The organism is Variovorax sp. Root411 (assembly GCF_001425205.1).
Lineage (GTDB): Bacteria > Pseudomonadota > Gammaproteobacteria > Burkholderiales > Burkholderiaceae_C > Variovorax.
Map to the genome: position 1 here is coordinate 18307 of NZ_LMDW01000018.1, position 22404 is coordinate 40710.

The window sequence follows — 22404 nt, forward strand, 5'->3', positions numbered from 1 at the left end:
CGGTTACGGCTGCGCCTTGGCAGTCTTGGCGTCCTTGCCGCCCACCACCACCGTCACCATGCGCTCGGGCTGCAGCTTGCGCTGGAAGGCCGCCTTCACGTCGGCCGCCGTGACCGCGTTCATGCGCGCGGTCCAGGTGTCGAGATAGTCCAGCGGGAGGTCATGCCAGGCGATGTTGGCGACGTTGCCGATGAGCTTGCGGTTGCTGTCCAGCAGCAGCGGGAAGCCGCCGATCAGGTTGTCCTTCGCGGCCTTGAGCTCGCTGGCGGTCGGGCCCTCGGCCACGAACCTGGCGAGCACTTCGCGCGACATCTTCACCGCCTCCTCGGCCTGGTCGGGCCGGGTCTGGAAGCCGACACGAAAGGCACCCGCATCGAGCCCCGGGGCGAAGCCGCTGTAGATGCTGTAGGTCAGGCCGTGCTTCTCGCGCACCTCGTTCATCAGGCGCGAAACGAAACCGCCGCCACCGAGCACGTAGTTGCCCAGCGTGAGCGCGAAGTGGTCGGGGTCCTTGCGCGGATAGCCGGGCTGGCCGACGAAGATGTGGGCCTGGGCCGAGTCGAAGGGAATGCGCTCGTCCTTCGGCGCCGCCAGCGCGGCCACCGGCGCGATGGCCGGCAGCGGTGTGCAGGACCCTGGCGCCGGGAGCCGCGACAGCAGCGTGGTCGCGAGCGTCTCGGCTTCGACGCGCGTGACGGCGCCCACGATGCTGAGCTTGGCGCGGCACGGCACGATGAGCTGCTGGTTGCGCTGGCGCATGGCGGCGATGTCGATGCGCGCCAGTGTCTCTTCCGTCACTTCCTGGCCGTAGGGGTGCACGCCGTACACCGCGTGGGCGAAGGCGCGGCCCACGATGGTCGCGGGCTTGGTGTTGGCTTCCTTGATGGCCGCGTTGATGCGTTCGCGTTCGCGCTGCCACACATCGTCGGGAAAGGCCGGCTCGCCGATCTCGCGCGACGCCAGCGCGACCGCCTTGTTCAGCAACGCGGGATCGGAGAGCGTGCGCAGCGAGTAGCTGGTGCGGTCGGTGCCCGCGCTCACGTCGAAACTGGCGCCCAGATCGGCCCAGGCTTCGCCCAGGGCGTTCTGGTCGAGCGCCGGTTCGCCGCCCTTGCCGGCGCGCACGCCCTTCTCCACCATGGTCGCGGTGCTGCTGGCCAGACCGGCCTGCGCCGCGGGGTCGCGGCGGCTGCCGGCGTCGAAATCGACCTGCACGTCGACGATCGGCAGCGCGTTGGTCGCCACCAGGTAAATCTTCGCGCCGTTAGCCAGCGTCCATTGCTGGATGGGCAGCGCGGCCTGGGCACTGGTGATGCCCACGATGGTGGTGACGCCTGCGAACAGCGCGCATTGCGCGATCTTCTTGAGAGTTTTCATGGAATCGGGACCTGTCTTTCAGCGCATTTCGCCCGCGGGCGCCGCGAAGCCGCGGCCGCGTGGCTTGGCTTCGGGCGGCAGGGGGCGCAGCGTGGCGACCGTGAGCTGGTCGTCGCCGAAATATTTGGCGGCCACCGCCTGCACCTGGGCGGCCGTGACGGATTGCAGCCGGGCAACGATACGCTCGCTGGCGTCGAGCGGCAGGCCCTGGATCCAGTTGCTGCCGAGTTCGCGCGCCTGGGCCATCACCGAGTCGCGCTTGTAGGTCTCGCTCGCCACCCATTGGGTCTTGACGCGGGCCAGTTCGGCTTCGCCCACGCCGTCCCTGGCGACGCGCGCCACCTGGACACGCAGCGCGGCCTCAACCGTCTCGGCGCTCTTTCCGGCGGCCGGCACGCCGTCGAGCATGAAGAGCTGCGGGCCGCGGCCGATGAATCCCGAATAGGCCCCCGCCGAATCGGCGACGCGGTCGGGGCCTTGGGTCAGCGCGCGATCGAGCCGGGCGCCGGTGTAGCCGTCGAGCACGGCCGACAGCACCACCAGCGCCCAGGCGTCGCTGTTCGCATCGTCGATGTTGGCGAGCTGCGGTATGCGGAAGGCCAGCGACACGTACGCCTGCTCGGCCGGCGCCTTCAGTTCGACACGGCGGATGCCGCGCTGCGCCGGCTCGGTGCGCGGCTTGCGCACGGGCACGGCGCGCGAGGCGATGCGGCCGTAGTACTTCTCGGCCATGGCGCGCACCCGGGCCACGTCGACATCGCCGGCCACCACGAGCACGGCGTTGGCGGGCACGTACCAGCGCTTGAGGAAGGCGCGCGCGTCCTCGGGCGTCATGGCGTCGAGGTCGCTCATCCAGCCGACCACGGGGCGGTGGTAGGGCGAGGCGGTGAAGACGGCGGCGTTCTGCTGCTCGCCGAGCAGCGCGCGCGGCTGGTCTTCGGTGCGCAGGCGACGCTCTTCCTTGACGACCTCGATCTCGCGCTTGAACTCGTCGTCGGGCCACTGGTTGTTGGCGAAGCGGTCCGATTCGAGCTTCATCACCTGCTCGAGGCTGCCGACCGGGATCTGCTGGTAGTAGCCGGTGTAGTCGCGGGTGGTGAAGGCGTTTTCCTGGCCACCGAGGGCCGCCACGCGGCGCGAGAACTCGCCGGGCTTGATGTCCTTGGTGCCCTTGAACATCATGTGTTCGAGCGCATGTGCCACGCCCGAGGTGCCGTCGACCTCGTCCATCGAGCCCACGCGGACCCAGACCATCTGCACCGCCGTGGGCGAGCGCCGGTCGGGCTGGACGATCAGCGTCATGCCGTTGGCAAGCGTGAATTGCTGGGGGCCGGGCGCCGCGGCTGCGGCGGCGGAAGTCGAATCGGTCTGGGCCTGCGCAGGCATGGCCCATGGCGCCAGAAGCGCCATCGCCAGCACCGCACCAGACGCAGCACGGCGTGGCGGGAGGTGTTTCATAGAATGGGTCGGATTGTAAAAAGCTCCCGATGTTCAGTTTCTTCAAGAAAAAACCGCCTGCCGAGACCCCCGATACGCCGGCGGCCAACCCGCCGGCCGCGCCGGCGCCCGCCCCGGAGCCCGCACCGGCACGCTCCGTGTTCTCGCCTTCGAGCTGGTTCGGTTCGAAGCCGGCGGCTGAAGAAGCGCCTCCTGCGCCCCCGCCTGCAACGCCACCCGTGCCGTCCCCGGCGCCTGCGCCTGCGCCTATTGCCGCGCCGCCGATCGTGGCAGCGCCCGTACCGGTCCCTGCGCCTACGCCCGCGCCGGCTCCTGCACCAGCACCAGCACCAGCACCAGCACCAACACCAACACCAACGATCGAAGCCGCCGTCGCCACCGAGCGCAAGGGCTGGTTCGATAAGCTCAAGACCGGCCTGCGCAAGACCGGCACCGGCATCCAGGCCGTGTTCGTCAACGCGCAGATCGACGACGCGCTGTACGAAGAGCTCGAATCCGCCCTGCTGATGGCCGACACCGGCGTGAAGGCGACCGAGTATCTGCTCGACGACCTGCGCGGCCGCGTCAAGCGCCAGATGGCCACCGACGCGGCGCAGGTCAAGGTGCTGCTGGCCGAAACCATCGCCGACCTGCTCCGCCCGCTCGAGAAGCCGCTGGTCATTGGCCGGTTCACGCCCACCGTCATCATGGTGGCCGGCGTCAACGGCGCGGGCAAGACCACCTCCATCGGCAAGCTCACCAAGCACCTGGCCGACGAAGGCGCCTCCGTGCTGCTGGCCGCAGCCGACACCTTCCGGGCGGCGGCGCGCGAGCAGTTGCTGGTCTGGGCCGACCGCAACACGGTCGAGATCGTGAGCAACGAGGGCGGCGACCCGTCGGCCGTGAGCTTCGACGCAGTGAACGCCGGCAAGGCGCGCGGCAAGGACGTGGTGCTGGTCGACACGGCCGGCCGCCTGCCGACGCAGTTGCACCTGATGGACGAGCTCAAGAAGATCAAGCGCGTCGTCACCAAGGCCGACACGACGGCGCCACACGAGGTGCTGCTGGTGATCGACGGCAACACCGGGCAGAACGCGCTCGCACAGGTCAAGGCCTTCGACGAGACGCTGGGCCTCACCGGCCTCGTCGTGACCAAGCTCGACGGCACTGCCAAGGGCGGCGTGCTGTGCGCCATCGCGCGCGAACGGCCGATTCCGGTCTATTTCATCGGCGTAGGTGAGAAGCTCGAAGACCTAGAGACCTTCGACGCGCGCGAGTTCGCGCAGGCGCTGCTCGGATAAAAAACGGCCCCGCCGTGCGCGGCAGGCGTGGTTCTTGACGCTACATTTTTCATAGCAATTTCATGGCGGGCGCGCTTGCCATCGGGCCTTGGCGTAGGCACCATCGAATGTCTCGCCGCATCTCACGGCGCCCCGGAGACTTGCCATGACGCACACCGCTGCCGCCCCGCTGGAATCGAGCGACCGCAAGGTCGACCGGCTGCTCGCCCATTACGAGGAGAGCCACCGCAATCCGACCAACGAACTGATCCATTTCATCGCCATCCCGGCCATCATGCTGAGCATCGTTGGCTTGCTGTTCGCGCTCCATGCCTGGGTGGCGTACGGCTTCGTGGCCGCCAGCCTCGTCTATTACGCCCTGCTGCGCTCGCCGGCCTTCCTGCTGGCCATGCTCGCCCTGACCGCGCTGGCCCTGGCGCTGGTGCATGCGATGGGCGGACTTGTATTGCCGATTTCAGCCGCTATCTTTGTGGTGGCCTGGATCTTCCAGTTCGTGGGCCACAGGATCGAGGGCAAGAAACCTTCGTTCTTCGAAGACATCCAATATCTCTGGGTCGGACCGTTGTTCGTGCTGTCCAAGCTCTTCCTAAAGCTGGGGGTACGCTGGTAGCCCTGCTCTATCGCGACGATAGAAATTCAAGGGAACCCTTGGTTTAGCACTCCCTCTAATCGAGTGCTAATATGGCCCACACAAAGGAGTTTCCCTGATGACAACGCTGTCTGGAGTCTCTGCCAACCAGCTGGCCGTCGCCAACCCATGGTCGATGGTTCCCCCGCTGGGCAACCTGGACGCTTACATTTCGGCCGCCAACCGCCTGCCGCTGCTCACGCTCGAAGAAGAGCAGGGCTTCGCACGCAAGCTGCGCGACCACAACGACCTCGAATCCGCCGGCGCGCTGGTGCTGTCGCACCTGCGCCTCGTGGTGTCCATTTCCCGCCAGTACCTGGGCTACGGGCTGCCGCACGGCGACCTGATCCAGGAGGGCAACGTCGGGCTCATGAAGGCCGTGAAGCGCTTCGACCCCGACCAGGGCGTGCGCCTCGTGAGCTACGCCATGCACTGGATCAAGGCCGAGATCCACGAGTACATCCTGAAGAACTGGCGCATGGTCAAGGTCGCGACGACCAAGGCCCAGCGCAAGCTGTTCTTCAACCTGCGCTCGATGAAGCAGGGCTTCAAGGCCGACTCGGCCGCGGCCGACAACGGCACGCACCGCGAGACGCTGAGCCCCGACGAGGTGTCGCAGATGGCGACGCGGCTGAACGTCAAGCCCGAGGAAGTGCTCGAGATGGAAACCCGCCTGTCGGGCGGCGACGTCATGCTCGATCCGGGCCCGTCGGACGACGGTGATGAAGCCTTTGGTCCGATCGCCTACTTGGCCGACGCCACGCAGGAACCCACCGCACTGCTCGAATCGCAGCAGCGCGACCGCCTGTCGAGCGACGGCATCGCCACCGCGCTCGAAGCGCTGGACGACCGCAGCCGCCGCATCGTGGAAGAGCGCTGGCTCAAGGTCAACGACGACGGCTCGGGCGGCATGACGCTGCACGACTTGGCCGCGGTGTACGGCGTGAGCGCCGAGCGCATCCGCCAGATCGAAGTGGCGGCCATGAAGAAGATGAAGAAGGCGCTCGCGGAGTACGCATAGGCCTTGGCCCCTCCGACCTGACAAGTAAGCCCGGTACTCCCGGGCTTTCTTCATTTGGAGAGTGTTCGCAGCGCCCGCTTCGCGATGTAGCGGGTTTCAGCCGTGTCCGACTCTTCCACCCACCGCGCGCAGAGCTTGTCGACCCACTCGCCCTGGCTCTTGCTTGCGTCGTTGAGCCAGTTGGCGACCGAGTTCTGCACGTAGCGGCTGGGGTCGGCGCGCAGCGGCTCGATCAGCGGCAAGGCACGCCACGGCTCGGTCTTGAGCGCATCGATCTGCGCGCACCACACGCCGCGCGGCCGCGTGAGTTCGCTGGCAAAGCGGCGGACGTTGGGGTCGGCATCGGAGACCCACGGCTGCAGCAGCGCAAGCGCCTCGTCGAGCGACGCGATGACCTCGTCTCGTACCGCCATCCAAGCGATCTCGCGCACGCCGAAATGCGGATCGGCGGCGAAGCGGCGCACCGCCGCCAGCTGCGCCGCCAGTGGCAGGCCCGACAACGTGACCCATTGCGCGGCCCAGCAGCGGGCCACGTCGCTCGCGTGCGTGGCCAGCCGGTGCGCGACGGCGTCACGCTCGCCGTGCAGTGCCGCCATGTCGTAGAGCGCACGCGCGATGTGCCCGTGCCGCTGCATGGGCTTGAAGGCGCCCAGCATCGCGAGCGTGTCGACCAGCCGCTCGCTCTGCGCGTCGAGCCCGATGTGCCCCGCCACGCTGCGCGCCAGCCGGGGCAGCTCCAGCGCCATGAACTCGTTGAGGTTGACGGTTTCGAGCAGGCCGTCATTGAGTGCGCTGAGCACCTCGGGCGGGATCAGCGCGATGCGGAAGGCGCCCTTGCGCCCTTTCAGCTGCTCGACCGAATCCACGGCGGCCAACAAGCGGTCTTCCTCAGGAAGCCAGCAGCGTCTTCAGGTCCGACACCATCGCCGGCACGCCAGCGCCGTAGCGCGCATACAGCCGCAGCCGGCCCTGCGTGTCATAGACATAGCTGGCGGCCGAGTGGTCCATCGAGTAGCTGGTGGGCGTCTTGCCGTCGACCTTCTTGTAGTAGACCTTGTAGTCCTTCGCGACAGCCGCCAGCTCGTCGGGCGTGGGAATCAGCGCGACAAAGCTCGGGTCGAACGCGCCCATGTAGGCCTTGAGCACCTCGGCCGTGTCGCGCGCCGGATCGACCGTGACGAACAGCACCTGCAGCCTGTCGCCGTCCTTGCCGAGTTGCTGCTTGACCTGGGCCATCTCGGTCATGGTGGTCGGGCAGACGTCGGGGCATTGCGCATAGCCGAAGAACAGCACGACCGCCTTGCCCTTGAAGTCGGCCATGGTGCGGACCTTGCCGTCGGCGTCCTTCAGCGAGAAGTCCTTGGCGTAGTCCGCGCCGGTGATGTCGACGGCGTTGAAGTTCTGCCTGGTCTCGCCGCAGCCCGCAAGGCCCAGGCCCAGGGCGGCGGCCGCGCCCACCCAGCCGGCGCCCGCGGCCATCAGTCGAAGAGCGTTGCGCTTGTTCATGAAGACTTGGTCAGTGAAGATAGTGATCGACCAGCAGCGCCAGAAACAGCACGCTCAGGTGGATCAGCGAGAAGCGGAAGGTCTTGCGCGCCAGCGTGTCGGAATAGTTGCGCCACAACGCGAATGCATAACCGGTGAAGCCTGCGCTCACCGCGACGGCCACCGCCAGGTAGAGCCAGCCGCTCATGCCGTAGATGAACGGCATCAGGCAGGCCGCGAACAGGATGAAGGTGTACAGCAGCACCTGCAGCCGCGTGAATTCGTTGCCATGCGTGACCGGCAGCATCGGCAGCCCGGCCTTGCGGTAGTCCTCGACGCGGTAGAGCGCCAGCGCCCAGAAATGCGGCGGCGTCCACAGGAAGATGATGAGGAAAAGAATCCATGCCCCGGGGTCGAGGGAGCCCGTCATCGCGGCCCAGCCCAGCACCGGCGGCATCGCACCTGACGCACCGCCGATCACGATGTTCTGCGGCGTCAGCGGCTTGAGGATCACGGTGTAGATCACCGCGTAGCCGACGAAGGTGGCGAAGGTGAGCCACATGGTGAGCGGATTGACCGTGAACCACAGCAGCGCCGAACCCGCCGCGCACAGCAGCGCCGAGAAAACCAGGGCCTGCCTGTCGCTGAGTTCGCCGCGCGCCGTGGGACGCCACGCGGTGCGCTTCATCTTGGCGTCGATGCCCTTCTCGACGAGGCAATTGAACGCGGCAGCCGCACCGGCCACCAGCCAGATGCCGATGCAGGCCAGCACCGCGCGCTGCACGTCGGCCCACGAAGGCAGGCCCGGGACGGCCAGCACCATGCCGATCAGCGCGCAGAACACGATCAGCTGCACCACGCGCGGCTTGGTCAGCGCGTAGAACTGGCGCAGCACGTTCGCGGTGCTGGTTTGCTGAACGGAGATCGGGGTGCTCACGCGGCGGCCTTCCTCTGGCTAGTGTTGTTGGCGGACGCATTGTCACCGGCACGCACGCTCAGCGCCGCGGGATCGCGCCGGCTCTCGCACAGCGCCCAGGTGAGCACCACGGCGAGCGCAGCGGCGCCCCCGGTGTGCAGCACGGCCGCGGCCAGCGGCCAGCCCAGCAGCACGTTGCCAAGACCCGTGGCGAGCTGAAGCAGCGCCAGCCCCGCGAGCCAGCGCGCCTGCGGTCGCAACGCCTCGATGCGGCGCAGGTGCCATGCGAGCACGCCGAGCGCGACGAACACCGCATAGGCCATCAGCCGATGCGCGTAGTGGATCGCGGTGAGCGCGGAAAAATCGAGCGGCTGGCCCTCGCCGGTCACGCCGAGGTGGCGCCAGATCTCGAAGCCCTGCGCGAAGTTCATGGCCGGCCACCAGCTGTCCTGGCAGCTCGGGAACTGCGTGCAGGCCAGCACCGCATAGTTGGTGCTGACCCAGCCGCCGAGCGCGATCTGCAGCCCCAGCAGCACGGTGGTCGCAATGAGCCCGTTGCGCAGTGCGGGCGATACGGCGGTGGGCAGCCGCTGCGCAGCCGCCTGCCGGTAGTGCACGGCCTGGATGCAGAGCAGCGCCAACAACACCACGGCGCCGAGCAGATGCAGCGTGACGATGGCGGGGAAGAGCCTCCAGGTCACCGTGAGCGCGCCGAAGGCGCCCTGCAGGCAAACCCAAACCAAGGTAAATGCCGGCCACCATGCGCTGAGCGTGGCGTGGTGCTCGCCGTCTTTCGACGGCGGCGGCGCGCGGCGCTGGCGGCGGCGCACGATCCAGGTGGCGCCCGCGAGCGTGAGGATCAGCACGCCGACACCCGTCGCCAGATAGCGGTGGACCATCTCCACCCACGCCTTGCTGTGCGTGACGGGGCCGGTCGGCTGCGCGGCCTGCGCCATCGCGATTTCATGGCGCGCGCCGGCCGGGCTGGCGTTGCCGTAGCAGCCGGGCCAATCGGGGCAGCCCAGGCCGGAGTCGGTGAGCCGCGTGAAGGCGCCGAACAGCGTGAGGTCGAAGGTGAGGAACAGCGTGAGCACGGTCAACGCATGCAGCCGCCGCGCCGGACCCGCGCCCGCGTTGCGCCGCCAGACCCACACCAGCGGGCCGAGCGCGATCAGCACGCCCGCCGCCATGAGCCAGGCGATGGGCGTGAGGTCGTACAGCGCGCTCGTGTCCATCACAGGTCCCTTCCAGAAATACCGCGAGACCGGCTTTGCCGGATCGCTGGTATTGCCCCCGGCGGGGGGGTTGGCGAAGCGACACGAAATGCGCGAAGTCTGGGGGCGTGCATCATCTGCCCGGTTCGTCCCACGACGCCGAGGCGCGCAGCAGGCGGTCGAGGTCGCGCTTGGCACGGCTGGCACCGGCCGCATCCATGCGGGCGGGGAAACGCATCATCCAGTTGCCCATCGGATCGACCACGTAGAGGTGTTCGGCCAGCGCGTGGCCCGGCATGGGCGCGAGCCACTTGGCCAGTTGGTCGGCCGGCACGCGCAGCACCGTTGCGCCATGCAGGCCGTTGTCCAGGCGCTCGGGCACGGGCTCGGCGTCGCTCACGAGCCAGACGCGGTCCATGCGGTCTTTCTCCCGGCCCAGGCTCTCGCGCAGCTGGCGCTGCAGGTAGAGCTGCTGCTCGCAGAGCGCATCGCAGGCCGCATCGGCTACTGCCACCAGCAGCCACTGCCCTTTGAGCGTAGCGATATCGACCGGCGCGCCATTGCGGTCGGTGGCCGTCAGCTTCGGCAGCTCGCGCTGCGGATCGACCAGCTCGCCATAAACGCTGCGGCCTTCGGGCCGGATCACGTAGTAAGTGAAATAAGAGGCAATGACGGGTGCCGCGCACATCAGCATCACGGCGATCATCTTCCAGCGCCCGGCGACCGTGCGCCGGCCTTCCGCGCCGTCGAGCGCCTGGTTGGGCGACGGCATCGAATGCACCGTCAAGCCCAGCGGCTCGTCAGAAGCGGCCATCGCGCGCGCGGCGCCTCGAGCGGCGGAGGGGTGTGATGAATTGGAACCAGACATAGAGGATGACGACGAGGGCCGACAGGCCGAACCACTGGAATGCGTAACCGTAGTGCCTTTCCAGGCCCAGCGCCGGGGCCGGCCAGTCGCGCTGCAGGCCCTCGGAAGCCGGTCCGCTCTGCTGCAGCGACACGTCGGTGCGCAGCGGCAGCTTGGTTTCGGCGCGGAAGGCTTCCAGGTCGAGATTTTGCCGGATGGGCGAATACCCCTCGGCGGCCGATGCCGGAGCGGCCGGCGCGGAGGCCGCCGGGGCAGGCGCCGAAGCAGCCGCGGCCGGTGCGGATGCGGGGGTGCCCAATTCCAGCAGATGGCTCGGCGGCGGCTCGACCAGGCCCGTGACCTCGACGATGCCCGCCGGCGTCTCGACCGCGCCGAGCTGGGTGCGGTCGACGAAATTGCGCTGGATCCAGCCGCGTTGCACCATCACCGTCTGTTCGGTGCCTTCCAGGGCGAAGGGCGTCAGCACGTAGAAGCCTGGCGTGCCGTGCATCTGGCGGTTGTCGAGAAATACGGTCTGCGGCGTCAGCCACAGGCCGCGCAGGCGCACCGGGCGATGCATCGCGTCGGAGGGCTTCTCCATCGCCAGGAACTCGGCCTGGGTCAGCGCCGGTTTCAGCTTCTGGGCCTCGATGTCTGCCTGCAGCGCTTCTTTCTGCGCGGCGCGCGACAACTGCCAGCGGCCCAGCGAAACGGTGGCTGCCACCGTCAGCACGGCAGCGATGGTGATGAGCCAGAAACGGCCCGGCCGGCGCCGGTCTTCGGAATACAGGGGTTCAGGAGTCACTGGAGGGAACGGGGCGTGCGGCCGATAATGTGGGTCATGAAATATTTCGTCGCCCTGGTGTTCCTGGGCATCTTCGCGAGCCTCGCGTTTGCCCTGTTCTTCATGCTGAAGGACGGGCGCAACGGGCGCGCCAAGAGCGGCGGCATGGCGCGCGCGCTCACCGTTCGGATCGGCCTCTCGGTGTTTTTGTTCCTCTGCCTGCTGCTGGCCTGGAAACTCGGCTACATCCAGCCCACCGGGCTCCCGATCGGCAAGTAGATGGTGCTCGTTCCACGAGAACCATGAAAAAGGCGCCTTGCGGCGCCTTTTTTCTGGAATGCCGGGACGAGGTTCTTCGCTCAAAGCCAATAGACCAGCATGTAGAGGCCGAGCCAGACCACGTCCACGAAGTGCCAGTACCAGGCGGCGCCCTCGAAGCCGAAGTGGCGCTCCGGCGTGAAGTGGCCCTTGCGCAGGCGCAGCGTGATGAACAGCAGCATCAGCATGCCGATGAACACGTGCAGGCCGTGGAAGCCGGTCAGCATGAAGAAGGTCGAACCGTAGGTGCCTGAACTGAGCTTGAGGTTCAGTTCGGTGTACAGGTGATGGTATTCGTAGCCCTGCACGCTCAGGAAGACAAGGCCCAGCAGCACGGTGACCCACATGAAGCGGATGGTTTGCGCGCGGTGGCCGGCACGCAGCGCGTGGTGGGCGATGGTGAGCGTCACACCCGAACTCAGCAGCAGCGCGGTGTTGATCGTGGGCAGCCAGAACGGGCCGACGGTCTGGAACGGCTCGACGATGCCGGCCGGCGAGCCGGTGGCACCGGCGGCGGCGCTGGGCCAAACGGCCTTGAAGTCGGGCCAGAGGATCGCGTTGTCCAGGCTGCCGAGCGCAGGCAGCGAATGGGTGCGAGCCCACCAGAGCGCCGTGAAGAACGCGCCGAAGAACATCACTTCGGAGAAGATGAACCAGCTCATGCTCCAGCGGAACGAGAGGTCGACCTTGTGGCCGTACTGGCCGCTCTCGCTTTCGCCGATGGCGGCGCGGAACCACACGAACAGCGTGCCGAGCCAGATCGCCATGCCGGCCAGCAGAGACCATGCGCCCCACTCGTGGCCGTTGATCCATTGCGCGGCGCCCAGGATCACGAAGAACAGGCCGATCGCGGCCGAGACCGGATAGGCCGATGGTCCGGGCACGAAGTAGTAGGGCGTGGTGCCGTGGGTGGTTGAACTCATATCAGCTCCTGGCTTTCTTTCTTCTCTCGATTCAATGGATTCTGCTTGTCGCGGGTTTCACCGTCAGGCTGCTGCGACCACGTGGCGCACCAGCAGCACCAGCCCGACCACGAAGACGATCACGGCAACGAACGCCACCGCGATGATGTGCAACGGATTCAGCTTGCCCAGGTCTTCCTGGTAGGCGCTGTTCTTGCGAACACCGAAGAACGACCAGCCCACCGCCTTCACCGTGTCCCACAGCGAAGCCTTCGGCCGGTTCGACGAGGGATCGGTCACGAGCGCGGCTCATCGGAAGTCCTGGAAACGGCGGCCACCGGTGCAGTATTCGCAACTGCGGCTACAGGAGCCGCGGGCGTCTTGCCGCCCACCTCGAAGAAGGTGTACGACAGCGTGATGGTCTTCACGTCCTTGGAAATCTTGGGATCAATCACGAACGCGACCGGCCACTGCTTCTTCTCGCCCGGATCGAGCGTGTACTGGTTGAAGCAGAAGCACTCGAGCTTGTTGAAGTACGGCGCAGCCTGCTGCGGCGCGTAGCTCGGGATGGCCTGCGCGGCCATGCGGCGGTTCTGCACGTTCTGGAACTCGTACATCACCGTGTTGAGTTGGCCGGGGTGGACCTGGATGGTTCGCTCGGCGGGCTTGAAGTCCCAGAGGCCGCCGCGCACGTTGGAGTCGAACTCGACCGTGATGGTGCGGGTCATGTCGACCTGCGTGTTGTCGGGCACGCGCACGTTCTTGCCGCCGCTGGCACCACCCGGCACTTCGAGTTCGGAGAGCGCGAGGATGTTGATGCCGGTCATTTCGCAGATCGCGCGGTACATCGGCACCAGCGCATAGCCGAAGGCGAACATGCCGCAAGCCACGACGGCCAGCTTGCCGACCATGCGCACATTGGCGCGGCGAATGCGTTGGCCGAGGCTCATGGTGCGTGCTGCTCCCGTTCGGTTGGCGGTCAGCGGCCGCTGAAGAAGACCATGCGGACGATGAAGCCGATGAAAAAGATCACCGCGATGGAGGCCAGCGTGAGCCCCATGCGCCGGTTGTTCTTTCTTTGTTCAGGCGTCGTCATCGTCGTGCGGCCGGTCAGCCGATCACCTTGGTGGCGGTCGCGTCGAGCTTGGGCGGGGTCTCGAAGGTGTGGAACGGCGCCGGCGACGGCACTTCCCACTCGAGGCCTTCAGCGGCTTCCCACGGCTTCTGCGAAGCCTTCTCGCCCTTGCCGCGCATGGTGGGCAGCACGACGAACAGGAAGAAGTAGACCTGCGCGAAACCGAAGAAGAAGGCACCGACCGACGCCACGGCGTTGAAGTCGGCAAACTGCATCGGGTAGTCGGCATAGCGTCGCGGCATGCCCGCCAGGCCCAGGAAGTGCATCGGGAAGAAGGTCACGTTGAACGAGATCAGCGACCACCAGAAGTGCACCTTGCCGCGCGTTTCGTTGTACATCACGCCGGTCCACTTGGGCACCCAGTAGTAGAAGCCCGAGAACATGGCGAACAGCGAGCCGGCCACTAGCACGTAGTGGAAGTGGGCCACCACGTAGTAGGTGTCCTGCAGCTGCGTGTCGATCGGCGCGACCGCGAGGATCAGGCCGGTGAAACCGCCCATCGTGAACACGAAGATGAAGCCGACCGCGAACAGCATGGGCGTCTCGAAGGTCATCGAGCCCTGCCACATCGTCGCGATCCAGTTGAAGATCTTCACCGCCGTGGGCACCGCGATCAGCATGGTCGCGTACATGAAGAACAGCTGGCCGGTGAGCGGCATGCCGGTCGTGAACATGTGGTGCGCCCACACGATGAACGACAGGATGGCGATCGACGAGGTGGCGTACACCATCGAGGCGTAGCCGAACAGGCGCTTGCGGGCGAAGGCCGGCACCACCTGGCTGATGATGCCGAAGGCCGGCAAGATCATGATGTAGACCTCGGGGTGGCCGAAGAACCAGAAGATGTGCTGGTACATCACTGGGTCACCGCCGCCGGCGGGGTTGAAGAAGCTGGTGCCGAAGTGGCGGTCGGTCAGCGTCATCGTGATGGCGCCTGCGAGCACGGGCATCACGGCGATCAGCAGGTAGGCGGTGATGAGCCAGGTCCAGCAGAACATCGGCATCTTCATCAGCGTCATGCCGGGGGCGCGCATGTTGAGGATGGTCACGATGATGTTGATCGAGCCCATGATCGACGAGGCGCCCATGATGTGCATCGCGAAGATGCCGGCGTCCATCGAGGGGCCCATCTGCAGCGTGAGCGGCGCATAGAGCGTCCAGCCGGCCGCGGGTGCGCCGCCGGGCATGAAGAACGAACCGACCAGCATCAGCGCGGCCGGGATCAGCAGCCAGAAGCTGAAGTTGTTCATGCGCGCGAACGCCATGTCGGAGGCGCCCACCTGCAGCGGGATCATCCAGTTCGCGAAGCCCACGAAGGCCGGCATGATGGCGCCGAACACCATGATCAGGCCGTGCATGGTGGTGAACTGGTTGAACAGTTCGGGGTTCACCAGTTGCAGGCCGGGCTGGAACAGCTCGGCGCGGATCAGCAGCGCGAGCACGCCGCCCACCATCAGCATCGTGAAGCTGAACAGCAGGTAGAGCGTCCCGATGTCCTTGTGGTTGGTCGCGAAGACCCAGCGGCGCCAGCCGGTGGGCGCGTGGTGGTCGTGATGCTCGTCGTGTGCGTGGTCGCCGTGGGCGGCGTGACCGTGGGGGTCGAGGACTGCACTCATTTCGTTGTTCCTTGCAATTTCTTCGTCGCGGGACGCTGTCGCATCACTTGCCGCGCAGGGCCAGCACTTCGGCCGGCTGCACCAGCTGGCCGGTCTTGTTCGACCAGCTGTTCTTGGTGTACGTGGCCACGGCCGCGAGGTCGGTATCGCTCAGCTGCTTCCACGACGGCATCGCGCCGTTGTTCTGGCCGTTGAGCAGCACATGCAGTTGCACCGAGTGGTCGGCATCGAGCACCTTCGGATCGCCGTCGAGCGCCTTGATCGGGCCCGCGCCCTTGCCGTTGGCCTGGTGGCAGGCGGCGCAGTTGGCGGCATAGACCTTCTCGCCGCGAACGAGCATATCGGGCAGCGTCCAGACCTTGGTCGGGTCGTCGAGCTTGGCGGCGGCTTCCTTGCGCTTGGCGGCCACCCAGGTCGTGTAGTCGGCCGACGAGACCACCTTCACGTGGATCGGCATGTAGGCGTGTTCCTTGCCGCACAGTTCCTGGCACTGGCCGTAGTAGTCGCCCACGGTCTCGGCACGGAACCAGGTGTCGCGCACGAAGCCGGGAATCGCGTCCTGCTTCAAGCCCAGCTGCGGCACGGCGAAGGCGTGGATCACGTCGTTCGCGGTGGTGATGATGCGGACCTTCTTGTTGACCGGCACCACCAGCGGGTTGTCGACCTTGAGCAGGTAGTCGTCGGGCATCGCGCCCTTGGCGCCGGCGTCGGACATGGCGCGCTGCGAGCTGTCGAGCGTGGAGATGAAGGCAAGACCCTCGCCTTCGCCGTTCAGGTAGTCGTAGCCCCACTTCCATTGATAGCCGGTGGTCTTGATCGTGAGGTCGGCGTTGGTTGTGTCCTTCTGGGCCACCAGCACCTTGGTGGCGGGCAGCGCCATGACGATCACGATGAGGAAGGGCACGATGGTCCAGATGACCTCGACCACCACCGATTCATGGAAGTTGGCCGCCTTGTGGCCGACCGACTTGCGGTGCTTCCAGATCGAATAGAACATGACCGCGAACACGGCGACGAAGATGACCGTGCACAGGATCATCATGATCGTGTGGAGCAGATGCTGCTCCTGCGCGATCTTGGTCACACCGACCGGAAGATTCAACTGGCGAACCGAAGGGCCGCCGGGCAGATCGTTGACTGCGTGCGCCGCGCTGCTGAAAGCCGCGCCGGCCGCCAGCAACAGATTCGCCGGCCTGTACTTATTGCGCCAAATGCTCTTCATCGTGTTCACGTTTCTTCAATTTATCGACAACCCAACCGTGCAGCACTGCGCGAGCCCCCTCAGGCGCCACGCAACGCCATGCGAATCTCGCGGGCCAAAGCCGCACGCAACTCCGGGCGTACATAGCGCCCCACCCTGACCGATCGACCCTGACCCGAGACCTCGATCAGCGAGCGATCGCCGGTCTGCGGTTCGATCCGCACCTGGTGCGGAAGAAATTCCGTGCGTTCGTAGTGCCCGCCGTTTTCGAGCTCCACGACGAGCCGCCCCTCCTGCAGCGCGATCTTCTCGCCGTCGGTCGCATGCCGTGCGTAGAGCATGAACGCAAACCCGACAGCGGCCAGCTCGAGCCAGGCAAAAGGCAGGACCAGCGGCGCACCGTGCAGCCAGAACAGGGTGCCGGTGCCGAGCGATACCACGCACAGCGAGGCGTAGAGCCAGCCCAGCTGGCTCGGCGTCACCGAGCAGTTCCGCTTCAGGAACCAGTGGATGCTCTGGCCTGAAACGGTGGCAAATCGAAACACGGAATTCGACACGGGCGAGTTCAGCAAATCGGTGCGTCGATGGTCGCCCAACCCCTCGTACACCTTCGTACAGACAGGATCCGACACCCCTCGATCGCGGGACAATACCCGCGGGTTCCACGCAACGGCGGATTGTAGCGGGTAGATATCGGCGCCCGCGTTGCGTAGAGGACGCCTACGGGTCACTACTAACTAGGCAAAAAGGTCCGCATCAGGCACCCGGACGGCCGCGCTGGAGCATCGAGCGCATCTCGCGCAGCGACACCGCGCTTTCGGCGGACAGCGACACGCGCGGCGCCGGCTTGAACGCGTGGCCGTAGATGACCTCGAAGGTCAGCGCGATGCGCCCGCCGCCCTCTTCGGCCGCAGCGAGCTCGGGCAGCGCCTTCTTCAGCGACTGGTGCCAGACCTTGCCGCGCAGCGCCGGGAAGCGCGCCGGGTGCAGGTTGCGGCCCATCGTGCGCAATTCGGCGAGCGCCGCCTCGGGCGTGGCCCAGGTCAGCACGATGCGCTCCATGTCCATCACCGGTTCGGCGAAGCCGGCGTGCACCAGCATGTCGCCCCAGTCGTGCATGTCGGTGAATTCGTGGCCCGCGACCGGCCAGCCGAGCCGGGCATGCAGCGCGCGCAATTCACGCACGGTGTCGGGCCCGAGACAGGAGAACATCAGGAAGCCGTCGGTTGCCACCAGCTTGTGCCAGTGCGCGATCAGCGCTTCCGGGTCGGCCGCCATGTGCAGCGACATGTTGGCCCATAGCAGGTCGACGCCGTCTTCGGGCGGCGCGTCGAAGCGCGCCTTGCCGGCCTGCCAGCGACGCGTGCTCCACCACGGGGCGGACAGCGCCTGGCCGGTGGCAGCCGCCAGCGCGGGCTCCGGCTCGATCACGAAGGAAGCCGCGTCCTTGTAGCGGCGGGCGACGAGTTCATGCGCCTCGAGGCCGCTGCGCAGCGGTGCCCAGTCGGCCCAGGTGCGGGGCTGGGCCTTGATCCATTGCAGCCGGTCTTCCATCCGGCGGCCGATTTCCTCATGCAGCCAGGGCGAGCCATCGGCAGGCGCGAGCTGGCGCCAGCGGGCGGCCGCCGTGGCATCGATGGTCGGCGGTCGTCGTGAGGGGTCGGTGGCCATGGGGCCGTGAGTATATTGAGGCCATGTCCAGCCATCGGGCCTTGTGGCCTTTCATGCCCTTCAGGCCTTTCACCTCGCTGCTCGCACGGCTGCCCAGCCAGTGCGCGGTCTGCCGCGCCTGGCCGTCGCGCCCGGTGTGCGATGCCTGCGTGGCCCGCTTCGCCCCACCCGCCGCGCGATGCAGCAGCTGCGCCCTGCCCGTGCCCGAAGGCGTGAGCCGCTGCGGCGACTGCGTGAAGCACCCGCCGCCGCTGGACGCCTGCCTCGCGGCCTGCACCTACGCATGGCCGTGGCCAGACGCCATCGCGGCGTTCAAGTTCCACGGCGAGGCCGGCTGGGCCGGGCCGTTCGCCACGCTGCTGCGCAGCACGCCCTGGGTGGAGCCGGCGCTGGACGCTTGCGACAGCGTGCTGCCGATGCCGCTGGCGCCCGGCCGGTTGCGCGAACGCGGCTTCAATCAGGCGCACGAGCTTGCGCGGCGGCTGTCGCCTGCCAAGACTGACGCCACCCTGCTCCTGCGCACCCGCGAGACGCCCGCGCAGAGCGGCCTTTCGCGCGCCGACCGGCTGCACAACCTGCGCGGCGCCTTCGCCGTGGAGCCGCTGCGCGCCGAGAAGCTGCGCGGCCAGCGCCTCGTGCTGGTGGACGACGTGATGACCAGCGGCGCCTCGCTGTTCGCGGCCGCCGAAGTGCTGCGGCTGGCGGGCGCGGCCCATGTCACCGCCGTTGTGCTGGCCCGGACCGATCCGCCGCGCTGAACCTTCGACGCGGCCCGCCGACAATCGGCGCATGTTCCATATCGTCCTGGTCCACCCCGAAATCCCGCCGAACACCGGCAACGTGATCCGGCTCGCCGCCAACACCGGCTGCACGCTGCACCTCGTCGAGCCGCTCGGTTTTTCGATGGACGACCGTCTGCTGCGCCGCGCCGGGCTCGACTACCACGAGTACGCCGAAGTGAAGCGCCACGCCGACTGGCAAGCGCTGCTCGCCACGGAGCAACCGGCCGCCGAGCGCATGTTCGCCCTCACCACGCGCGGCACGCGGGCCGTGCACGACGTGCGCTTCCAGCCCGGTGACTGGCTGGTGTTCGGCTCGGAGACCAGCGGCCTGCCACCCTCGGTGCGCGACGGCTTCGCCGAGCCGCAGCGCCTGCGCCTGCCGATGCGCGAGGGCCAGCGCAGCCTGAATCTCTCGAATGCAGTAGCCGTGACGGTGTTCGAGGCCTGGCGGCAGAACGGCTTCGGCTGAAACGGAAAAAGCCCGACGCCTCAGCGGTAGCGGCGCACCACCGACTCGGCCACGCACGCAGGCTTGGCGGTGCCTTCGAGCTCGATGGTGACTTCCCAGGTCATCTGGAAGCCATCGTCGGCGATCGGCTCCGAGCTCAGCAGCTTCATGCGGGCGCGCAGCCGCTTGCCCACCGGCACCGGCGACATGAAGCGCACCCGGTTCATGCCGTAGTTCACGCCCATGCGCGATTCGACCACGTCGATCGCCGTCTCGAAAAAGCGCGGCAGCAGCGACAGCGTGAGGAACCCATGGGCGATCGGCCCGCCGAACGGGCCGGCCTTGGCCCGCTCGACATCGATATGGATCCATTGGTGGTCGCCCGTCGCCTCGGCGAACTGGTTGACCTGCTCCTGCGTGATGGTGATCCAGTCGCTCACGGCGACTTCCTGGCCGACGCAGGCGGCGAGATCCTGAAGGGTCTGGAATGTCTTTTTGGTCATGCGGGCATTCTGGCGGCTGGGGCGATCGCGCAGCTGTCGGGCTTGCGACAACCTGGCTCAGGGAAAACCGGGAGCCCGGCGCAATCGCTGGCGCCCTGTTGCCCGGCGAACCGGTGGCCCGGCCTTGACTGCGCTATGTTCGCAGGATGACGACAACAACATCCACGGGAAATTCCGGCGGCATCTATGTGCTCGCGGCCCACCCGCACTGGCGCGACTCGCGCGTCAACCGCCGCATGCTCGCCGCCGCGCGCGCCGTGCCGGGCATCGACGTCAACGACCTCTACGGCAGCTACCCCGACTTCGCCATCGACGTCGAAGCCGAGCAGGCCCGGCTCGCCAAGGCCGACCTGGTGGTGCTGGTGCACCCGATCCAGTGGTACTCGATGCCCGCGCTGCAAAAACTCTGGGTCGACGAGGTGCTCGGCTACGGCTGGGCCTACGGCCCCGGCGGCACGGCGCTGCAGGGCAAGGATCTCTGGCTGGTCGCCACCACCGGCAGCCCCGAGGCCGCGTACCACCCGCAGAACTACCACCGCTATTTCTTCGACGCCTTCCTGCCGCCCTACGAGCAGACCGCCGCGCTGTGCGGCATGCGCTTCCTGCCGCCGCTGGTCTTCTACGGCGCGCGCAGCGCCAGCGAGGCGGACGTGGCGTCGCACGTCGAAACCTTTGCCCAGCGCCTCGGCAGCTACCCCGACTGGCCGGAGATCGAGGAGATCGACGTCTGCGTGGCCTGCCCCGTGCCCGAGAGCGACCGGCCGGCCGACACCGACGACATCGGCCCTGTGGTCTCCAGCGCCTTCCAGGCTGCCATGGCCCACGGCCTCGCGGCCACGGCCGCAGACAACGGCAAGGCGGCCTGAATGGAACACGCACCCGCCTGGCTGACCAACAGCCTGATCTACCTGGGCGCCGCCGTGCTGGTGGTGCCGCTGTCGAAGGCCCTGGGCCTCGGCTCGATCATCGGCTACCTCGTGGCCGGCATTGCCATCGGCCCTTGGGGGCTGGGCCTCGTGTCCAGCGTCGAGGACGTGCTGCACTTCGCCGAGTTCGGCGTGGTGCTGATGCTGTTCCTCGTGGGCCTCGAACTCGAACCCAAACGCCTGTGGAACCTGCGCCGCCCCATCTTCGGCTGGGGCGCCGCGCAGGTGCTGAGCTGCGCCGCGGTGCTGTTCGCCGCGGGCTGGGCCGTAGGCGCCGAATGGCGCGTGGCACTGGTGGCCGCGCTGGGCCTCGCGCTGTCGTCCACCGCCATCGCGCTGCAGGTGTTCGGCGAGCGCAACCTGCTGAAGACGCCCAGCGGCCAGGCCGGCTTCTCGATCCTGCTGTTCCAGGACGTGGCCGCGATTCCGATCCTCGCGCTGCTGCCGCTGCTCGCAGGCGCCACCGCGGCCGAGCAGTCCATCACCGGCCTCGAACGCGCGCTGGAAGCCGCGAAGATCATCGGCGTGATCGGCGGCATCATCCTCGGCGGCCGGCTGCTGCTGCGTCCCATCCTGCGCTGGATCGCGCGCAGCGACACGCCCGAGATCTTCACCGCCGCCGCCCTGCTGCTGGTGGTGGCCATCGCCGCGCTGATGCAGGCGGTCGGCCTGTCGATGGCGCTCGGCGCCTTCCTGGCCGGCGTGCTACTGGCCGAGAGCGAATACCGGCGCGAGCTCGAAACCGACATCGAGCCCTTCAAGGGCCTGCTGCTCGGCCTGTTCTTCATCGCCGTGGGCATGTCGATCAACTTCGGCGTACTCATTGCGAGCCCCTGGGTCATGGCGATGCTGGTGGTCGGCTTCATGGCCGTCAAGCTGGTGGTGATCTATTCGCTCGCCAAGGCCATGGGCATTGCCTACCAGGAGCGCCCGGTGTTCACGCTGCTGCTGGCGCAAGGCGGCGAGTTCGCGTTCGTGGTGTTCCAGGCCGCGGGGCCGGACGTGCTGCCGCCCGAGATCACCTCGCTGCTGATCGGAGCGGTGGCGCTGTCGATGCTGCTGTCGCCGCTGCTGTTGGTGCTGCTCGACAAGTTCGTGCTGCCGCGCTACAGCCAAAATGGCGGTCCGCAGTTGGAAGAGATTTCGGAGCAGCAGGACGCCAAGGTGCTGATCTGCGGCTTCGGCCGATACGGCCAGATCGTCGGCCGCATGCTCATGTCGCAGGGCCTGCGCGTGACCGTGCTCGACCACGACGCCGACACCGTCGAAGGCCTGCGCCAGTTCGGCTTTCGCGTGTTCTATGGCGATGCCACGCGGCTCGACCTGCTGCGCACCGCGGGCGCCGGTTCGGCCAAGGCCATCGTGGTGGCGGTGGACGACATCGAGCAGTCGCTCGAAATCGTCGATCTCGTGCGGGAGAACTTTCCGCAGGCGCGCATCATCGCGCGGGCCCGCAACGTGACCCACCTGTTCCAGCTGCGCGACCGTGGCGTGACGGACGTGGAGCGCGAGGTGTTCGAATCATCGCTGCGCAGCGCCCGCACCACGCTCGAGGCACTGGGCTGGCCGGCGCATGAAGCGCGCGAATCGGCCATGCGCTTTCGCCGTCGGAATATCAAGCTCAGCGACGAGATCTATCCGCACTACAAGGACCGCGCCAAGCTGATCGCGGCCAACAAGGCGGGCCGCCAGCAGTTCGAGGAACAAATGGCGCGCGAGCGCGAGGAGCGGCAGCGGCGCTCGGGGCGCGACTGGGATCGGATCGACGAAAACGAGGCAACGAAGGAAGAGGCGGACGCGTAGCGCCCCTCCACTCGCGCCTTCAGGGGGCCCCGACATCACGTCGGGCCTGGACCCCGCCGCCCCAGCCAGGAAGGGCGGGACGCCCTATC

At 67.4% G+C, this 22404-nt stretch carries 25 protein-coding genes; 8 read left to right on the top strand and 17 right to left on the bottom strand.

Annotation, left to right across the window (positions count from 1 at the left end; all coding sequences use genetic code 11):
• Positions 1 to 3 precede the first annotated feature (3 nt).
• Together ASC92_RS22010 and ASC92_RS22015 are read right to left on the bottom strand one after the other, a co-directional pair.
• Positions 4 to 1377: a M16 family metallopeptidase gene (locus ASC92_RS22010; protein ID WP_056520006.1), complete on the bottom strand. Its 1374-nt coding sequence runs from the start codon at positions 1375 to 1377 to the stop codon at positions 4 to 6.
• A gap of 18 nt (positions 1378 to 1395) precedes the next feature.
• A complete protein-coding gene (locus tag ASC92_RS22015; RefSeq protein ID WP_056520009.1) occupies positions 1396 to 2835 on the bottom strand; it encodes a M16 family metallopeptidase in 1440 nt (479 codons plus the stop codon).
• A gap of 29 nt (positions 2836 to 2864) precedes the next feature.
• Between ASC92_RS22015 and ftsY the strand changes: the two genes are divergently transcribed.
• The 3 genes from ftsY (at position 2865) to rpoH (ending at position 5764) form a co-directional block, all read left to right on the top strand.
• On the top strand, positions 2865 to 4115 hold the full coding sequence (gene ftsY, locus ASC92_RS22020; RefSeq protein WP_056520012.1) for a signal recognition particle-docking protein FtsY: 1251 nt from the start codon (positions 2865 to 2867) through the stop codon (positions 4113 to 4115).
• A gap of 145 nt (positions 4116 to 4260) precedes the next feature.
• On the top strand, positions 4261 to 4725 hold the full coding sequence (locus tag ASC92_RS22025) for a DUF962 domain-containing protein (protein WP_056520015.1): 465 nt from the start codon (positions 4261 to 4263) through the stop codon (positions 4723 to 4725).
• A 97-nt stretch (positions 4726 to 4822) separates the two neighbouring features.
• A complete protein-coding gene (gene rpoH / locus ASC92_RS22030) occupies positions 4823 to 5764 on the top strand; it encodes an RNA polymerase sigma factor RpoH (RefSeq protein WP_056520018.1) in 942 nt (313 codons plus the stop codon).
• Between the two features lie 50 nt (positions 5765 to 5814).
• On the opposite strand, the gene ASC92_RS22035 is transcribed toward rpoH, so the two are convergent.
• From ASC92_RS22035 to ASC92_RS22060, 6 genes are all read right to left on the bottom strand, one after another.
• Positions 5815 to 6642, bottom strand: a complete 828-nt coding sequence (locus tag ASC92_RS22035; RefSeq protein ID WP_235505946.1) for a DNA alkylation repair protein — start codon at positions 6640 to 6642, stop codon at positions 5815 to 5817.
• A gap of 10 nt (positions 6643 to 6652) precedes the next feature.
• Entirely contained in the window at positions 6653 to 7270 is a 618-nt protein-coding gene (locus ASC92_RS22040; RefSeq protein ID WP_056520026.1) for an SCO family protein, read from the bottom strand.
• Positions 7271 to 7280: 10 nt separating this feature from the next.
• The gene (gene cyoE / locus ASC92_RS22045) at positions 7281 to 8186 is read right to left on the bottom strand and encodes a heme o synthase (protein ID WP_056520028.1); all 906 of its coding nucleotides are present in this window, start codon (positions 8184 to 8186) and stop codon (positions 7281 to 7283) included.
• Entirely contained in the window at positions 8183 to 9400 is a 1218-nt protein-coding gene (locus tag ASC92_RS22050) for a COX15/CtaA family protein (protein WP_200936018.1), read from the bottom strand. Before ASC92_RS22050 ends, cyoE begins: the two co-directional genes overlap by 4 nt.
• 112 nt (positions 9401 to 9512) lie before the next feature.
• Positions 9513 to 10193 (bottom strand): hypothetical protein, encoded by a 681-nt coding sequence (locus tag ASC92_RS22055; protein ID WP_056520033.1) that lies wholly within the window; start codon positions 10191 to 10193, stop codon positions 9513 to 9515.
• A complete protein-coding gene (locus tag ASC92_RS22060) occupies positions 10180 to 11031 on the bottom strand; it encodes an SURF1 family protein (protein ID WP_056520037.1) in 852 nt (283 codons plus the stop codon). Before ASC92_RS22060 ends, ASC92_RS22055 begins: the two co-directional genes overlap by 14 nt.
• Before the next feature lie 27 nt (positions 11032 to 11058).
• Here ASC92_RS22060 and ASC92_RS22065 point away from each other — a divergent pair, with 27 nt between their 5' ends.
• Entirely contained in the window at positions 11059 to 11289 is a 231-nt protein-coding gene (locus ASC92_RS22065) for a twin transmembrane helix small protein (RefSeq protein WP_056520040.1), read from the top strand.
• Between the two features lie 80 nt (positions 11290 to 11369).
• Here ASC92_RS22065 and ASC92_RS22070 read toward each other — a convergent pair whose 3' ends face one another.
• From ASC92_RS22070 to ASC92_RS22100, 8 genes are all read right to left on the bottom strand, one after another.
• Positions 11370 to 12251 (bottom strand): cytochrome c oxidase subunit 3, encoded by an 882-nt coding sequence (locus ASC92_RS22070; protein ID WP_056520043.1) that lies wholly within the window; start codon positions 12249 to 12251, stop codon positions 11370 to 11372.
• Between the two features lie 63 nt (positions 12252 to 12314).
• Positions 12315 to 12530, bottom strand: a complete 216-nt coding sequence (locus ASC92_RS22075; protein WP_007836356.1) for a DUF2970 domain-containing protein — start codon at positions 12528 to 12530, stop codon at positions 12315 to 12317.
• Entirely contained in the window at positions 12527 to 13180 is a 654-nt protein-coding gene (locus ASC92_RS22080; RefSeq protein WP_056520046.1) for a cytochrome c oxidase assembly protein, read from the bottom strand. The genes ASC92_RS22075 and ASC92_RS22080 overlap by 4 nt, the downstream gene beginning before the upstream one ends.
• A gap of 29 nt (positions 13181 to 13209) precedes the next feature.
• On the bottom strand, positions 13210 to 13326 hold the full coding sequence (locus ASC92_RS29415) for a cytochrome oxidase small assembly protein (protein ID WP_007836360.1): 117 nt from the start codon (positions 13324 to 13326) through the stop codon (positions 13210 to 13212).
• A 14-nt stretch (positions 13327 to 13340) separates the two neighbouring features.
• Entirely contained in the window at positions 13341 to 14981 is a 1641-nt protein-coding gene (gene ctaD, locus ASC92_RS22085) for a cytochrome c oxidase subunit I (protein WP_056520049.1), read from the bottom strand.
• A gap of 43 nt (positions 14982 to 15024) precedes the next feature.
• Positions 15025 to 16203: a cytochrome c oxidase subunit II gene (coxB, locus tag ASC92_RS22090; protein ID WP_007836364.1), complete on the bottom strand. Its 1179-nt coding sequence runs from the start codon at positions 16201 to 16203 to the stop codon at positions 15025 to 15027.
• A gap of 59 nt (positions 16204 to 16262) precedes the next feature.
• Positions 16263 to 16739 carry a DUF2244 domain-containing protein gene (locus ASC92_RS22095; RefSeq protein ID WP_056520371.1) on the bottom strand — a complete coding sequence of 159 codons (477 nt, stop codon included), beginning with the start codon at positions 16737 to 16739 and terminating at the stop codon, positions 16263 to 16265.
• 199 nt (positions 16740 to 16938) lie between these two features.
• Positions 16939 to 17853, bottom strand: coding sequence for a hypothetical protein (locus ASC92_RS22100; protein WP_056520052.1), 915 nt, complete (start codon positions 17851 to 17853; stop codon positions 16939 to 16941).
• 53 nt (positions 17854 to 17906) lie between these two features.
• On the opposite strand from ASC92_RS22100, the gene ASC92_RS22105 reads away from it, so the two are divergent.
• Both ASC92_RS22105 and trmL read left to right on the top strand, forming a co-directional pair.
• Positions 17907 to 18611: a ComF family protein gene (locus ASC92_RS22105; protein WP_056520054.1), complete on the top strand. Its 705-nt coding sequence runs from the start codon at positions 17907 to 17909 to the stop codon at positions 18609 to 18611.
• A gap of 31 nt (positions 18612 to 18642) precedes the next feature.
• Positions 18643 to 19104 carry a tRNA (uridine(34)/cytosine(34)/5-carboxymethylaminomethyluridine(34)-2'-O)-methyltransferase TrmL gene (gene trmL, locus ASC92_RS22110; RefSeq protein ID WP_056520057.1) on the top strand — a complete coding sequence of 154 codons (462 nt, stop codon included), beginning with the start codon at positions 18643 to 18645 and terminating at the stop codon, positions 19102 to 19104.
• 20 nt (positions 19105 to 19124) lie between these two features.
• Here trmL and ASC92_RS22115 read toward each other — a convergent pair whose 3' ends face one another.
• Entirely contained in the window at positions 19125 to 19586 is a 462-nt protein-coding gene (locus ASC92_RS22115) for a MaoC family dehydratase (protein ID WP_056520060.1), read from the bottom strand.
• A 146-nt stretch (positions 19587 to 19732) separates the two neighbouring features.
• Here ASC92_RS22115 and ASC92_RS22120 point away from each other — a divergent pair, with 146 nt between their 5' ends.
• Together ASC92_RS22120 and kefC are read left to right on the top strand one after the other, a co-directional pair.
• Entirely contained in the window at positions 19733 to 20452 is a 720-nt protein-coding gene (locus ASC92_RS22120) for an NAD(P)H-dependent oxidoreductase (protein ID WP_056520063.1), read from the top strand.
• Complete coding sequence (kefC, locus tag ASC92_RS22125; RefSeq protein ID WP_056520066.1) at positions 20453 to 22315, top strand: glutathione-regulated potassium-efflux system protein KefC; 1863 nt, start codon at positions 20453 to 20455, stop codon at positions 22313 to 22315.
• The last annotated feature ends 89 nt before the right edge of the window (positions 22316 to 22404 follow it).